Annotated in this window: 17 protein-coding genes; 8 read left to right on the top strand and 9 right to left on the bottom strand. The window is 65.1% G+C overall.

Annotated elements, in window-relative coordinates; all coding sequences use genetic code 11:
- Positions 1–206: 206 nt before the first annotated feature.
- The 5 genes from ABB26_RS15810 to ABB26_RS15790 form a co-directional block, all read right to left on the bottom strand.
- On the bottom strand, positions 207–908 hold the full coding sequence (locus tag ABB26_RS15810) for an HAD family hydrolase (RefSeq protein WP_057635677.1): 702 nt from the start codon (positions 906–908) through the stop codon (positions 207–209).
- The gene (locus tag ABB26_RS15805) at positions 905–1,606 is read right to left on the bottom strand and encodes a pseudouridine synthase (protein WP_057635676.1); all 702 of its coding nucleotides are present in this window, start codon (positions 1,604–1,606) and stop codon (positions 905–907) included. Before ABB26_RS15805 ends, ABB26_RS15810 begins: the two co-directional genes overlap by 4 nt.
- On the bottom strand, positions 1,603–2,658 hold the full coding sequence (locus tag ABB26_RS15800) for a class I SAM-dependent methyltransferase (protein ID WP_057635675.1): 1,056 nt from the start codon (positions 2,656–2,658) through the stop codon (positions 1,603–1,605). The genes ABB26_RS15805 and ABB26_RS15800 overlap by 4 nt, the downstream gene beginning before the upstream one ends.
- A gap of 190 nt (positions 2,659–2,848) precedes the next feature.
- The gene (locus tag ABB26_RS15795) at positions 2,849–3,145 is read right to left on the bottom strand and encodes a DUF3247 family protein (protein WP_057635674.1); all 297 of its coding nucleotides are present in this window, start codon (positions 3,143–3,145) and stop codon (positions 2,849–2,851) included.
- 66 nt (positions 3,146–3,211) lie between these two features.
- Positions 3,212–5,227, bottom strand: a complete 2,016-nt coding sequence (locus tag ABB26_RS15790; RefSeq protein WP_057635673.1) for an ATP-binding response regulator — start codon at positions 5,225–5,227, stop codon at positions 3,212–3,214.
- Between the two features lie 183 nt (positions 5,228–5,410).
- On the opposite strand from ABB26_RS15790, the gene ABB26_RS15785 reads away from it, so the two are divergent.
- Complete coding sequence (locus ABB26_RS15785; RefSeq protein WP_057635672.1) at positions 5,411–5,980, top strand: DUF3016 domain-containing protein; 570 nt, start codon at positions 5,411–5,413, stop codon at positions 5,978–5,980.
- A 50-nt stretch (positions 5,981–6,030) separates the two neighbouring features.
- Here ABB26_RS15785 and alr read toward each other — a convergent pair whose 3' ends face one another.
- Both alr and ABB26_RS15775 read right to left on the bottom strand, forming a co-directional pair.
- Positions 6,031–7,107, bottom strand: a complete 1,077-nt coding sequence (gene alr / locus ABB26_RS15780) for an alanine racemase (RefSeq protein ID WP_057635671.1) — start codon at positions 7,105–7,107, stop codon at positions 6,031–6,033.
- Entirely contained in the window at positions 7,107–8,372 is a 1,266-nt protein-coding gene (locus tag ABB26_RS15775; RefSeq protein ID WP_057635670.1) for a D-amino acid dehydrogenase, read from the bottom strand. Before ABB26_RS15775 ends, alr begins: the two co-directional genes overlap by 1 nt.
- A gap of 148 nt (positions 8,373–8,520) precedes the next feature.
- On the opposite strand from ABB26_RS15775, the gene ABB26_RS15770 reads away from it, so the two are divergent.
- On the top strand, positions 8,521–9,000 hold the full coding sequence (locus ABB26_RS15770) for a winged helix-turn-helix transcriptional regulator (protein ID WP_057635669.1): 480 nt from the start codon (positions 8,521–8,523) through the stop codon (positions 8,998–9,000).
- A gap of 114 nt (positions 9,001–9,114) precedes the next feature.
- Here ABB26_RS15770 and ABB26_RS15765 read toward each other — a convergent pair whose 3' ends face one another.
- Positions 9,115–9,531, bottom strand: coding sequence for a hypothetical protein (locus ABB26_RS15765; protein ID WP_057635668.1), 417 nt, complete (start codon positions 9,529–9,531; stop codon positions 9,115–9,117).
- Positions 9,532–9,666: 135 nt separating this feature from the next.
- Between ABB26_RS15765 and msrB the strand changes: the two genes are divergently transcribed.
- The 5 genes from msrB (at position 9,667) to ABB26_RS15740 (ending at position 13,055) form a co-directional block, all read left to right on the top strand.
- On the top strand, positions 9,667–10,134 hold the full coding sequence (gene msrB, locus ABB26_RS15760) for a peptide-methionine (R)-S-oxide reductase MsrB (protein ID WP_057635719.1): 468 nt from the start codon (positions 9,667–9,669) through the stop codon (positions 10,132–10,134).
- Between the two features lie 234 nt (positions 10,135–10,368).
- The gene (gene motA, locus ABB26_RS15755) at positions 10,369–11,223 is read left to right on the top strand and encodes a flagellar motor stator protein MotA (RefSeq protein WP_057635667.1); all 855 of its coding nucleotides are present in this window, start codon (positions 10,369–10,371) and stop codon (positions 11,221–11,223) included.
- A 10-nt stretch (positions 11,224–11,233) separates the two neighbouring features.
- Positions 11,234–12,175 (top strand): flagellar motor protein MotB, encoded by a 942-nt coding sequence (motB, locus tag ABB26_RS15750; protein WP_057635666.1) that lies wholly within the window; start codon positions 11,234–11,236, stop codon positions 12,173–12,175.
- 110 nt (positions 12,176–12,285) lie between these two features.
- Complete coding sequence (locus ABB26_RS15745) at positions 12,286–12,765, top strand: hypothetical protein (RefSeq protein WP_057635665.1); 480 nt, start codon at positions 12,286–12,288, stop codon at positions 12,763–12,765.
- Positions 12,766–12,779: 14 nt separating this feature from the next.
- Positions 12,780–13,055 (top strand): DUF4031 domain-containing protein, encoded by a 276-nt coding sequence (locus ABB26_RS15740; protein ID WP_057635664.1) that lies wholly within the window; start codon positions 12,780–12,782, stop codon positions 13,053–13,055.
- 106 nt (positions 13,056–13,161) lie between these two features.
- Here the strand turns inward: ABB26_RS15740 and ABB26_RS15735 are convergent, their stop codons facing one another.
- Entirely contained in the window at positions 13,162–13,704 is a 543-nt protein-coding gene (locus ABB26_RS15735) for a DUF6630 family protein (RefSeq protein WP_057635663.1), read from the bottom strand.
- Between the two features lie 139 nt (positions 13,705–13,843).
- Between ABB26_RS15735 and ABB26_RS15730 the strand changes: the two genes are divergently transcribed.
- The gene (locus ABB26_RS15730; protein ID WP_057635662.1) at positions 13,844–14,092 is read left to right on the top strand and encodes a DUF3297 family protein; all 249 of its coding nucleotides are present in this window, start codon (positions 13,844–13,846) and stop codon (positions 14,090–14,092) included.
- Positions 14,093–14,131: the final 39 nt, after the last annotated feature.

The following is a 14,131-nucleotide window of genomic DNA, read 5'->3' as shown; positions in this document are numbered from 1 at the left end:
CATGCGAACACCGTAGCCCGGGTAAGCGCAGCGCACTGGGAAATGATCGCCGCGTTCATGCCGTTTCTACCGAGCGAAGGGCGTCACAGTGCCGTAGGCGCGATTGAAATCCCTGCGCCAGGTCTTCTTTGAATTGATGGAAGCAATGCGATTGCATGCATTGCACAGGGGCACGCGCACCGCATGCGTCGCGGCGAACGCCGCCCCTACAACGCTGCGACCGGCGCCTTGCCCAACCACGGCTGCAGCAGCTGGCGCACGTCATGCAGCGAGCCGGCGATGCGGTGACCCAGTGCCCGCACGGCATCATCCGGATGCACCAGATCCGGCACCTGGATCGCCGTCATGCCGGCGCCCAGTGCAGCGCGGATACCGGCCGGTGAATCCTCCAGCGCCAGGCAGCGCGCGGGCGCATGCCCCAAACGTTGCGCGGCGAGCAGATAGATCTCCGGCTCGGGCTTCGGGCGCGACACATCACTGCTGGTCACCACCGCATGGAAGTACGGCAACAACCCTGCCGCCTCCAGTTTGCGATCCGCACGTGGCTGCCGGGTGGAAGTGGCCACCGCGCGTGGAATGTCGTGTGCCTTGAGCAGCTCCAGCAGTTCGACGATGCCCGGGCGCAACGGCAGGCCGGCATGTGTGCGTTCGTCGTACAGCAGGTGGCAGCGCTCGCTCATCGCATCGACCTGTGCATCATCGGCCAGATGCCGGCGCAGCATCGCGCGGCAATCGCGGTCGCCAAAACCGACCATGCCGAGGAAAAACGATCGCTCCAGCGTCAGCCCGAATTCTTCGGCCGCCTGGCTCCAGCAGGCGACGGACACCCGCTCGCTGTCGATCATCAATCCGTCCATGTCGAAGATGACGGCGTCGGGAAGGAACGGCAGCGCAGCGAGGGTGTTCATGCAGCGAACAAGGTGTCCAGATCAGTGGGGGTCAGCATCCGCCATTGGCCTTCTTCCAGCCCATCCAGGCCCAGACCACCAATGCGGCTGCGGTGCAGCGCGGCGACGTGATTGCCGGTGGCGGCAAACATGCGCCGCACCTGGTGATAACGCCCTTCGTGCAGCACCAGCTGCGCGTGACGCGGGTCGTGAATCTTCAATTCGGCCGGCAGCAGCGGAGTTTTTTCCGACTCCAGCAGCAAGCTGCCACTGGCGAACAGCGCCACTTCGTTGCCGCTCAGGTCCTGCGCCAGCTCGGCCTCATAGACCTTGGACAGCTTGGACTTGGGCGAGATGATCCGGTGCAGCAACGCGCCGTCATCGGTGAGCAGCAGCATGCCGCTGGTGTCGCGGTCCAGCCGGCCGACAGTGGACAGCACCGGCGCACGATCACGGAAACGCGGCGGCAGCAGATCGTAGATCAACCGGCCCTGGTCCTTGGTCGAACAGGTGTAACCGGCCGGTTTGTGCAGCATCAGGATCATGCCCGCTGGCGGGTCCAGCGGCTCGCCGTCAACGCGGATCGCCTCATGCTCCACCTTGTCGTCGGCATACAGCACCTCGCCGTCGGCGTCGGTGATGCTGCCTTCGCGGAACATCTGCTGCACCTGCTTGCGGCTGCCATAGCCCAGGTTGGCAATGAGCTTGACCAGCCTCACGCACGCCCCCCGCGGGTGCCGACGATGACCTTGAAGCCGTCACGCTCGGCGGCCACGTGCACCTTGCCGAAGCTCTCATTGAGGATCTGTTCGTAGGGCAGATGGCGGTTGGCGACCATGAACAACTGCCCACCCGGACGCAGTGCCTCTGCCGCCACGGCGATGAAGCGGCGGCCGATGTCCGGCCGGTCTTCGCGCGCCGGGGTATGGAACGGCGGATTGGAGACGATGAAGTCGTAGCGGCCATCGATGCCGGCGGTGACATCCTGCCAACGGAAGCCCAGCTGCGCGGTGCTGCCTGCCAGGTTGCGGCGGGCCAGCGCCAGCGCGCGCGCTTCGGCTTCGTACAGGTCCAACGCGGTGACCTGCGGGCAACGCGCCAGTATTTCGGCCGACAGGTAGCCCCAGCCAGCGCCAAGGTCGGCACCGCGGCCCGCCAGGGTGGCCGGCAACTGTTCGACCAGCAGCGCCGAGGCCGGGTCGATGCGATCCCAGGCGAACACGCCCGGACGGCTGTGGAAGCGCCCATCCAGGATCGGGCGCTCGGCATCCAGCGCAGCCCAGCGCTTGCGCAGGGCTTCGTCATGGCTGCCGTCCTGCGGCGCGGTCCAGTAGGTGCGGCAATGGTTCTTGGTCAGCTTGCCGCCCAGCCCGGCCAGCTGCTGCAGGTCGCTTTCGCCGGAGCGCGCGCCCTCGTTGTTGGACTGGCAGGCCACGATCTGACCACCCGGCGCCACCAGGTCCAGCGCGCGCGCGAACAGGGCACGGGCCTCATCGCGCTGACGCGGTGGCAGCACCAGCACCAGCGGGTAGCGCTCACTGGATTCCTCCAGCACCTGCTCGCTGCGTACTTCCCAGCCGCTGCGCTCCAGCGCCTCGGCAAACGGGCGGAAGCTTTGTGCGCAGACCAGTTGCGAGGCCGTGGCGTGCTCGCCCAGCGGCCAGCCGTCGCGGGCGCGCAGGAACAACACCGGCCCCTGCGGCCAGCGCAGATTGGAGGCGGAGAAGGGAAGGAACAGGGTTTCCAGCGGGGCGTCGTATGGAGCGGGCATGCCGATACTTGGTCAAACGGGGCGTCCATTCTACCGGGGTGGCCGTAACCGGGCCCGTACAGGGCCGAAATGGGCGGAACCGCACCGAATCCCGCCTCGAACCGGGTAGCGCCGGGCCATGCCCGGCGGGGGCTCTACCGGCAAGCCACCCCCAGCGGAGCGGGGTTCCACTCCAGCGCTGCTGGTGCCGTCAGGGTGCCTCGGCCACCGGCAGGCGCAGCACCTGGCGCACGCTGTCCAGCCACAGCATGTGCTGCTGGGAAATCCGGACCAGGTCGTCCAGGCGCACCGTGGCATTCACCCCCGGGCATTCGTCGCAGTCGGCAAAATGCCGCAGCACCGGGCGCATCGTCACGGTGCCGGCAACGCGGGCGCCGTCGTCCAGCACCAACATCACCCGCGCTTGCCCCGGCAGTTCACCCGCCAGGGTTTCAAGCTGCGCGATCGTCATCGGATCGCTGTAAACATGGGGCGCGTACTGGGCCATGGCGAGGTTTCGCAGGTGACCGTGGTCACACTACCCCCGTCGCGCGTGAACTTCATGCAAAGAAACTCAGGGCAGGCGGGCGTCGCGAATGGCGCCCACCAGCTGGGCCACGCTGTAGGGTTTGGCGATGTGGCCCTGGAAGCCGGCCGAAAACGCGCGCTTGCGGTCATCTGCCCGTGCCAGCGCGGTCACCGCCACTGCCGGCAGTTCGTCGCCAGGCACGCCCATGGTCTCGCGCAAGGTATGCACCAGGCCGTAGCCGTCCATGCCCGGCATGCCGATATCGCTGATCAGCACGTCGAAAGCGGTATGCCCGCGCAGGTCGAGCAGCTCCAGCGCCTCGGCTGCGCTGGCTGAAATCACGACCGACGCGCCCTGCTCTTCCAGCACGCGACGGATGTAACCGAGCATGTCCGGCTGGTCTTCCACCGCCAGGATGCGCACGCCCTGCAACGCGTTGGCCGCCACCACCTGGTCGCTGATGCGCCCGCGCTGCACCCGGCGCCGCGGGCGGCCCACGGCTTTCTGCACCTGGAATTCGGGCAGGCGCACGCGGAACGTCGCTCCATGCCCGGCACCGGCGCTTTCGGCAGAAACCGTACCGCCGTGCAGTTCGGTCAACTGCTGCACGATCGCCAGGCCCAGCCCCAGTCCACCGTAGCGGCGCGTGGTGGTGCCATCGGCCTGGCTGAAACGGCTGAACAGATGTTCCAGGAATTCCGGCGCGATGCCGTCACCGTTGTCGTGCACCTGCACCACGTAATGGCCGTCGTCCTTCCACAACTCCACCTCGATGTGGCCATCGACCGGGGTGAACTTGATGGCGTTGGACAACAGGTTGGAGAGCACCTGGCGCAGGCGCGTGGCATCGCCCAGCACCGGGCAGGGCTTGTCGGGGGTGACCACACGCAGGGTCTGCGCCTTGCCTTCGGCCACCAGCTCCTGCGCACGTACCGCCTCGCGCACCTGCTCGGCCAGGTTCAGCACTTCCACTTCCAGCTGCACCTTGCCCAGCAACATGCTGCTCAGGTCGAGCATGTCCGACATCAGGTTCTTCTGGGTCATCGCGCTGCTGGCGATCACCTCCATGCCACGCCGCATCGGATGGTCACCGTCCATGCGCTGCAGCAGCAGTTCGCTCCAGCCCAGGATCGTGGTCAACGGCGTGCGCAACTCATGCGACAGCGTGGCCAGGAACTCGTCCTTCATCCGCGCCATGCCCTCGGCGGTATTGCGCGCCGCACGCTCGGCTTCCAACAGCTCCTCACGCGCCATTTCGATTTCACGGCGCTCGGTGATATCCGGGCTGCTGCCGGCCAGGCCGATAAAGCGACCATCATGTGAGAAGCGTGGCACCGCGTTCATTTCCAACCAGCGCCATTGCCCATCGTGGCGGCGCACGCGCACGCTGATATGCAGCTCGCGACGCTCCACCAACGCGGCCTGCAGCTCGTACTCGAACGGCGCAAGTTCATCGGGGTGCAGCAGTTTCCGCCACCAGCGCGGACCCAGATCGCTGTCCTGGGCGATGCCGAAGAACGTGGTGAACGCCGTGTTGGCAAAGCGCACATGACCCAGATCGTCCAGCACCCATACCGGCATCGGCAGGCCATCGGCCAAGGCGCTGAAACGCGCTTCGCTTTCGGCAAGGTCGGTCTCGATGCGCTTGCGTGCGGAGATATCGAAGAACAACACCGCCACCTGCAGCTTGTCCGGCGCGCCGATGCGCACTGCCTCCACCGAGTACCAGCGTCCCAACTGCGACACCTCACGCTCGAACTGGGCCATCACCCCTTCCGTCGCAACGCGACCCAATACGCGGAACCAGTACTCCTCCAGTCCGGGCAGCACCTCATGCGCTCTGCGCCCTTTGGCCCCGGTCAACCCGGTGATCCGCTCGAAGGCCGCATTGACCTTGTGGTAGATGAAATCCACCGCACGGCCTTCCTCGAACACCATTTCGATCACGCAGAAGCCCGAACCTGCGGCATCAAACACTTCCCGATAGAGGGAGGTGTCGCCCAGATCGTCTTCGGCCAGGGCAGCCAGAGTCAGCGGTGGTTCGCTATTGAGGGGGAGCATGTAGAGACGTGAGCTGGAGGGCGGAGGTTCTGGCGCGCCCGAAAGTCTGGGCAGCGGCCGATTTACGGAGTGTGATGATGAACCATCGCGCAACTCGGCGCCGGCACCGCCGGCACCATTCATTGCCCCGTCTGGCTTGCGGGCCCACACTGTGGATACACATCCAAGCCATAGGAGCTCGTCATGAAGACCCTTGCCGTGACTGGACTTGCCTTGGCCTGCCTGCTTGCCGTGGGTAGTGCCGACGCCAAGCCGCGAAACGTTGTCGCCCCCGATGCCCCGCGCGCGCTGACTGCGGAGGGACCGGTACAGGTACAGTGGAACGACCCTGCCCAGTTCACCGAACTGCGTCAAAGCCGCAACCGCTGGGAAGCGCAGCGTGGTGACTGGGTGGAGACGCTGGCCGAACATCTGCGCAAGCAGGCCAGCAAGCAGTTGACCGACGGACAGAAGCTGGATGTGACCATCACCGACATCAAGCGCGCCGGCGACTACGAGCCGTGGCACGGCCCCGACTTCAACGACGTGCGTTTCATGCGCGACATCTACCCGCCGCGCATCAGCCTGCAGTTCACCCTGACCGATGCCAGTGGCCAGGTGATCAGCCAGGGCGAGCGCAAGCTGTCGGACAGCGGTTATCTGTTCAACAGTTCGCTGCCGAGCAACACCGATCCGCTGCGCTACGAAAAGCGTCTTCTCGATGATTGGGTGCGCCGCGAATTTCAATCCGAAAACAGAACTGCCGGTCGGTAACGATACGGTGTTGCTGCAAACAAAAAAGGGCCGCAATGCGGCCCTTTTTATTACCCGGAAATGTACACGCGCGGCGTGCGTTTGAGGCTGCACGGCAGACGATACGCACTGGTATTGCAGCGTGGTGCCAGCTCGGAAATCGTCGGCGCGCTGCCCCACAACTGCACGATGCTGCCGCGTGCGGCTTGTGGGTGATCGGTGAGATCGACTGTCAGCATGTCCATCGACACGCGACCGATCAACTGACCGGGTACCCCGTCGATCAACACCGGCGTGCCGTTGGGTGCGAACTGCGGGTAGCCATCTGCATAGCCCATCGCCACCACGCCCACGCGGGTTGGCTTGTCGGCGACAAAACGTGCGCCGTAGCCCAGCGGTTCACCCACGGCCAGTTCGCGCACTGCGATCACACGCGATTGCAGTGTCATCACCGGCCGCAACTGCGCCGCATGCGGGCTGGATTGGGGATACAGCGGGTCCGCGCCGTACAACATCAGGCCCGGGCGCACCCAGTCGCTGCGTACGTCCGGCCAGCCCAACAATGCCGGTGAATTGCACAGACTGGTTTCGCCTTCCAGGCCATCAATGGCACGGTTGAAGACCTCCAATTGTTCGTGAGTACGATTACTGCCCAACTCGTCGGCACGCGCCAGGTGACTCATCATCACCAGCGGACCGACATTCGGCAGCACCGACAAACGCGCATGCGCATCGCGGAATTCTTCCGGTGACAGCCCGAGGCGATGCATGCCACTGTCCAGCTTCAACCAGATGCGCAGCGTGGCGTCGGTCTTGAACGCTTCCACCGCTTCCAGTTGCCACAATGACGAGACCACGGTCCACAGATCGTGCTCGACGATCAGCGGCAGTTCGGCGGCATCGAAGAAACCTTCCATCAGCAGGATCGGCCCGCGAATACCGGCCTGACGCAGCTCCAGCGCCTCCTCGATGCAGGCCACACCGAAACCATCGGCCTCATCCTGCAGCGCGCGTGCGCAGCTCACCGCACCGTGGCCATAGGCGTCTGCCTTGACGATGGCCAGCGCCTTGCCACCGCCCAGCTGGCGCGCCAACCGGTAGTTGTGGCGCAGCGCTTCCAGATCGATCAGTGCCTGTGCCGGGCGCATCAGTGCTGCCCCTTGCTGTAGCGGAAGATATCCAGGCCTTCGCTGCTGATCTGCGGCTTCTTGCCACTCATCAGGTCGGCCAGGTAACGACCGGAGCCGGCCGCCATGGTCCAGCCCAGGGTGCCGTGGCCGGTGTTCAGGAACAGGTTGCGGAACGGTGTGGCACCGATGACCGGCGTACCGTCCGGCGTAGCCGGACGCAGACCGGTCCAGAACGTGGCCTTGGACAGGTCACCGCCATCGGGATACAGGTCGTTGACCACCTTCTCCAGCGTGGCGCGGCGGCGCGGCTCCAGCGATAGATCGAAACCGGCCACCTCGGCCATGCCACCGACGCGGATGCGGTCCTCAAACCGGGTGATCGCGATCTTGTAGCTCTCGTCGAGGATGGTTGAATTGGGTGCCATCGCCGCGTCGGTGATCGGCAGGGTCAGCGAGTAACCCTTGAGCGGGTACACCGGCAGCTGCATGCCCAGCGGCGCCAGCAGCTGCGGCGAGTAACTGCCCAGCGCCAGCACGTAATGGTCGGCGGTCTCCAGCTTGCCGTTGATGTGCACACCGGTGATGTGGTCACCGTCGTGCTGGATCGACGTGATGGTCTGGTCGAAGCGGAACTCAACACCGGCTTCGGCCGCCAATGCCGCCAGCTTGTCGGTGAACAGCTGGCAGTCGCCGGTCTGGTCCTCGGGCAGGCGCAGCGCGCCGACCAGCATGTCGGTCTTGCCGGCCAGCGCCGGCTCGATGCGGGCGATACCCTGGCGGTCCAGCACTTCATACGGCACGCCATATTCGCGCAGCACCTGGATGTCCTGCGCGGCAGCGTCCAACTGTTGCTGGGTGCGGAACAACTGGGTGGTGCCGAGCTGGCGACCTTCGTAGTTGATGCCGGTGGCAGCACGCAGCTCGTTGATGCAGTCGCGGCTGTAGTCGGACACGCGCACCATGCGCGCCTTGTTCACCGCATAGCGGGCCGAGGTGCAGTTGCGCAGCATCTGCCACAGCCAGCGGTACTGGTTGAGGTCGCCGGTGGGGCGGATGGCCAGCGGTGCGTGTTCCTCGAACAGCCACTTGATCGCCTTGAGCGGCACGCCCGGCGCGGCCCATGGCGAGGTGTAGCCGAACGACAGCTGGCCTGCATTGGCGAAGCTGGTCTCCAGCGCCGGAGCGGGCTGGCGGTCAACGACGGTGACGTCATAGCCGGCCTGCCGCAGATACCAGGCGCTGGTCGTGCCGATCACACCGGCGCCGAGCACGAGAACTCGCATTGTCTTCTCCTGACCCCATCATTCCCTGCACCGGGGTGGCCAGGGACTGGAAACGGCGCAGTATATGCAGCCCTGAGCAGTGTTTATCGCTGTATTCATGTGCAAATACAGGGTAATTTCCCGTTTCGTTCATCAAAAACAGAGCGCCATGGCCACCCGCAGCCGCGAACTGGACAAGATCGACCGCAAGATCCTGCGCATCCTGCAGCAGGAAGGACGCATTTCCTTCACCGAGCTGGGCGAACGCGTTGGCCTGTCGACCACGCCCTGCACCGAGCGCGTGCGCCGGCTGGAACGCGAAGGCGTGATCACCGGCTACTACGCGCGGCTGGACCCGCAGTTCGTCAAAGCCAGCCTGCTGGTGTTCGTGGAAATCAGCCTGGCCTACAAATCCGGCGACATCTTCGAGGAATTCCGCCGCGCCGCGCTGAAGCTGCCCAACGTGCTCGAATGCCACCTGGTGTCCGGCGATTTCGACTATCTGCTCAAGGCCCGCATCAACGAGATGGCTTCCTACCGAAAGCTGCTCGGCAGCACCTTGCTGACCATGCCGCACGTCCGCGAATCCAAGAGCTACATCGTGATGGAAGAGGTGAAAGAGACGCTGACCCTGCCGATTGACGAATGAGAGCAGGCCTTACCGTCATCACTGGATTGAAGCCCGCTGGAGCGGCGCCCTGCTCCGCTGAAGCGTTACCGATGAAGTCTCTGCCGGGTGTCGCTCGGCATTACACCTCAATCGTTACTGTCCCGCCGGTTTGGTGCTCTTCGGCGGCGGCACCACACGCTGGCCATCACCGCTGGGAACGGTGTCGTAATAGCGGCCCGTGCGGGTGTCCAGCACCCGGTTCGGGCTGGTCTGCTGCATTTGATTCAAGGGCTGCCCATTACTGCCGTAGACCGGGCGCGCGGTGACGGGCGGGGTGATCGGCGTGGGCTTGTTGACCGGTTCGGTACGCAGGGCCGGCTTCTCCAGCCGCTCGCGCAGGCGTGCGTTCTCGGCAGCCTGGCTGCGATCGTCGGCCTTGGGCTTCTGCGGCGACGGCGGCGGCAACTCCACGGGCCGCGTTGCCGTCGGCGACGGCGGCGGTTTGAGCTGGGCCAACGCCAGCCCTGGCGACAGCGTCGCCAACAGCAACCATCCGGTGAATCGCTTCATAAGCCGCCCCTGTCCGAATCCTGGGCTCAGCATGCGCCCGGCTGACTGGCGCACGGGTGAACGCATATGGCGGCGTGGATTGGTGTGATGGGCGCATCGGCCTACCATGGCGTCCTGCCCCACGGATTCATCGCCATGACGTTCTTCGACCTCACTCCGCCCACTGCCAGCCAGCGCGATGTGCTCATCGCGGGCCTGAACGACGAGGAAAAGCGGGTGCTGCTGCACCACGGCACCGAGGCGCCGTTCTGCGGCGTTTTCCTGGACAACAAGCGCGACGGCGTCTATTGCTGCCGGCTGTGTGCGCTGCCGCTGTTCCGCTCCGACACCAAGTTCGACTCGGGCACCGGCTGGCCCAGCTTCTTCGCCCCGTTCGCGCCGGAGCATGTCCGCGAGATCCGCGATGCCAGCCACGGCATGGTGCGCACGGAGATCGTCTGCGCCCGCTGCGGCAGTCACCTGGGCCATGTGTTCCCCGACGGCCCGCCGCCTACCTTCGAGCGGCATTGCCTGAACTCGGTATCGCTGCGCTTTGTCGACCTGGGCGAGTCCTATCCCAACCCGTTGCAACGCGAAGGTGTCGAGGCATTGCTGGCCAGTTGAGCGTGGCTCGGCTCATTTCTGTAACCGCCGCCCCAAGCTCGGCAGGGCGTTACCGGTAAGGCCCCAGCGGAGCCCGGCTCCGCTCTAACGGCTGACGGATTGATTTCTCACTTCTGGTCGCGCCTTTGCCGGGCAGGCCGATTTCGGTCGCAATTTGGCCGATTACCAACTTCACACTTCAGAACCGCGCGCCACCGCCGACAACGGGATGTCCCCCTCTGTCGTGCCTGCCCCATGCTCATCCTCGTCGGCCTGCTCATCGTCATCATCAGCGTGCTCGGCGGTTACGTCGGCGCCCACGGTCGGCTGGGAGCGCTCTGGCAGCCCTATGAGCTGGTCATCATTGGCGGCGCGGCACTGGGTGCATTCCTGGTGGGTACGCCGTTCAAGACCGTCAAGCAGACCCTCAGGGCCGTGGTCGGCACGTTCAAGGGCCCGCAGTACAAGCGCCAGGACTACCTGGACGTGCTGAGCCTGTTGTACGAACTGCTCAACAAGGCGCGCCGCGAAGGCTTCATGGCGCTGGAAGAGCATGTCGAGAATCCGCAGGACAGCCCGGTCTTCGCCAACTACCCCAAGGTACTGGCCGACCACCACCTGCTGGACTTCATCACCGACTGCCTGCGGCTGATGATCGGCTCCAACATCGAGCCGCATGAGCTCGAACCGCTGCTGGAACTGGAGCTGGACAAGCACCACCACGAGGCGATGGAGCCGGCCCACGTGCTCAACAAGGTGGCTGACGGATTGCCCGGTTTCGGCATCGTCGCGGCAGTGCTGGGCATCGTCATCACCATGGGCTCGATCGGTGGCGACATCAAGGAAGTCGGCGCACACGTTGCTGGCGCGCTGGTGGGTACCTTCCTCGGCATCCTGATGGGCTACGGCTTTGTCGGCCCGCTGGCGGCGGCGGTGGAAGCGCGCGCCGAACAGGATGCGCGCATCTACGAATCGGTCAAAACCGCGCTGCTGGCCTGCCTGCGTGGCTACAACCCGAAGATCGCGCTGGAGTTCGCGCGCAAGACCGTGCCGTCAGCATTGCGCCCGGGCTTCAGCGAATTCGAGCAGCACCTGAAGTCGGTCAAGTAAGGCGCACGCCATGAGCGAGAACAAGCCCACGGTGATCGTACGCCGGGTGAAAAAGGTGCAGAAAGGCGGCCACCACGGCGGTTCGTGGAAGGTGGCCTACGCTGACTTCGTCACCGCGATGATGGCGTTCTTCATGGTGATGTGGCTGCTGGCCGCGACCACGAAGCCTGAACGTGCAGCGATTTCCGACTACTTCCGCAACCCCAGCCCACTCAGTGGTGCCAGCAGCACGCCGGCACCGGGCATGGCCGGCCCGGGCGGCGCCAGCACCTCGATGATCAAGCTCGGCGGCGCCACCGACGTGTCGCGTGGCAACAGCAACGACCCGTTCCAGAACCGACAGGAGGCGCTGCCCACACCGGTGGAAGAACGCGAGCGCGAGAAAAAGCGCCTGGAAGTGCTGAAACAGGAACTGCAGGAAGCCATCAGCAAGAGCCAGGCGCTGGAGCCGTTCAAGGATCAGCTGCTGCTGGACATCACCCCAGAGGGCCTGCGCATCCAGATCGTGGACAAGCAGAACCGGCCGATGTTCGACCTGGGCAGCGCGCGGCTGATGCCGTACACCCAGACGATCCTGGTGGAGCTGTCGCACTTCATCAACCAGGTGCCCAACCGCATCAGCATCACCGGCCACACCGACACCACCGCGTATTCCACGCAGCTGGGCTACGGCAACTGGGAGCTGAGCGCCGACCGTGCCAATGCCGCGCGCCGCACCCTGCTGGAAGGCGGCATGGACGAAGCCAAGGTGGCGCGCGTGGTCGGGTTGTCCTCGTCGGTGCTGTTCGACAAGGCCAATCCGCAGAACCCGATCAACCGCCGCATCAGCATCGTGGTGATGACCAAGGATGCCGAAGCAGCCGCGCTCAACGAGACCGATTCGCTGCCGGTGCCGCCTGCAGCAGCCAGTGCGACGGCCGCTCCGGCGGCGGCGCCTTCCGCAGCGGACTGAGTGCAGGAAGCTGCCCGCCCGCGCCTGAAGCCATCACTTGCGCGACCTTCAGACGCGAATGCGGCCCGGGCGCCTACAATGGGCGCTGTTTTCTCCTACGACCGAACCCCATGTCCAAGCTGTCCAAAGCCAAGCGCGACAAGCGCAAGAAGCAGGCCCCGCGCCGCCCGTTCGCCCGCCTGAACGGCCAGCAGCCGGTGCAGAACCACGCCGTGCTGATGAATGAAGAAGGCCAGGTGGTTGCTGCCATCGGCCTGCAGGGCACCGAGTGGCTGCTGGCCATCGGCGGCCAGACCATGGGCAATGCCGACAATCCGGTGCCTATGCTGGCCATGCTCAAGCACCTGGCCAACGTGCAGGAAAAGGAAGGCCGCAAGGTCACCCTGGAGTACTCCGCACAGCTGCAGCAGATGATCGACGACCTGGCCGCCGACGAAGGCAAGACCGCCGACGACTATCTGGCCAACCTGGTTTCCGAGTTTGAAGGCGTGGATGGCGAAGAAGCCGTCGACGTGGCTGATGCTGTCGAAACCGAAGCCGCTCCGGCTGCCGAGGCTGCTGCTGACGCCGAAGACAAGCCCAAGGCCTGAGCCACGGGCCTGCAGTGACGGTCTATATCGACGATGCGGTACACCCCTGGCGCGGCGAGCGCTGGGCGCATCTGATGGCCGACACCCTGCCCGAGCTGCATGCCCTGGCGCAGCAGCTCGGGATTCCCCGCCGCGCTTTCCAGAACCGTCCCAGTGGCGTGCACTACGACGTGCCCGCGCCGCTGCGCGAGCAGGCCATCGCACTCGGCGCACGCGCTGTTTCGCGGCATACCGACCGGGTACTGCTGCGCAGCGTGATCGCCAATGCGCGGGCGTTGTACCAGCCGTAGGAGCGGCCTTGCCGGCGAAACCGCCGGCAAGGCGCTGCCGGGCGGCCCGCAATCCGACACTCCACGTGCTTGGCGGCCAAGGCCGCGCCTACCGGCGGGTCTGCGATCAGAACGGATCGCTGCCCGGCCGCACTTCCACGCCCAGCAGCGAGCACAACGCCAGCATCGCCTCATCGTCACGGCGCAGTGCGATCCAACCGGCATAGGCATCGCCGCCGGTGTTCCAGTTCCACACCGTATAGCCGTACTCACGCAGACGATCGTGGGCGATGGTCATCAGCGTGGGCACGTCGATATCGGCGGCGAAATCCTCGTCGTCCAGATCGCCGCCCCACTCGATGCGCAGGCTCCAGCGCGCGGCCATTTCATCCAGCGCCGCGACGAACGAATCGGTGTCCTTCCAATCCACATAGAAGCCGGCGCGCCAATCGATGGCGTCTTTCAGGTCCCACAGCCAGGATTCGTCGCTGAAGTCATCTTCGGCACCGGCACGCGCCTCGCGCCAGGCATTGAACTGCTGCAACGCGGTGTCTTCATCGCCCGGGTTGATCAACCACAGCAGGTTCCAGACCCGCGCCGGATGGTCGTCCTCGTCGAAAGTCGGTTGCAGTTCATCGGAATCTTCGTAATCGGCGCTGTTGTCGGGCATGACGGTTTTCCACTACTTGATGCCGCGCATTCTGCGGCCGCCAGCGCTGCAGCGGAAGCCATGGCTCCCGGCCCGGCACCGCCAGCGGTTATCCTTGCGCCCGGAAGATGGCCACGTTGGCCTTCAATGAAGCACTGATATGAGCGAGACCCCTCCCGATCACCTGGCGATCAACCCCCAGAGCCCGTTCCATGACGCTGCTGCGCTGGAGCGCGGTGTTGGCGTGCGCTTCAACGGCATCGAGCGCGATGACGTGGAAGAGTATTCGGTCGCCGAAGGCTGGATCCGTGTGCAGGCCGGCAAGGCCCGCGACCGCCGTGGCAACCCGATGACGCTGAAGATCAAGGGTGTGGTCGAACCGTATTTTCTTGAGCTGAAGAACGCTTAAGGCGTTTTCCGAGCTTTAGAGCTGCCCTCACCCCAACCC

Source organism: Stenotrophomonas humi (assembly GCF_001431415.1).
In the GTDB taxonomy this organism is placed as follows: domain Bacteria; phylum Pseudomonadota; class Gammaproteobacteria; order Xanthomonadales; family Xanthomonadaceae; genus Stenotrophomonas; species Stenotrophomonas humi.
The sequence above is the reverse complement of the archived record's forward strand: the minus strand, read 5'-3'. Positions and strand labels throughout refer to the sequence as shown.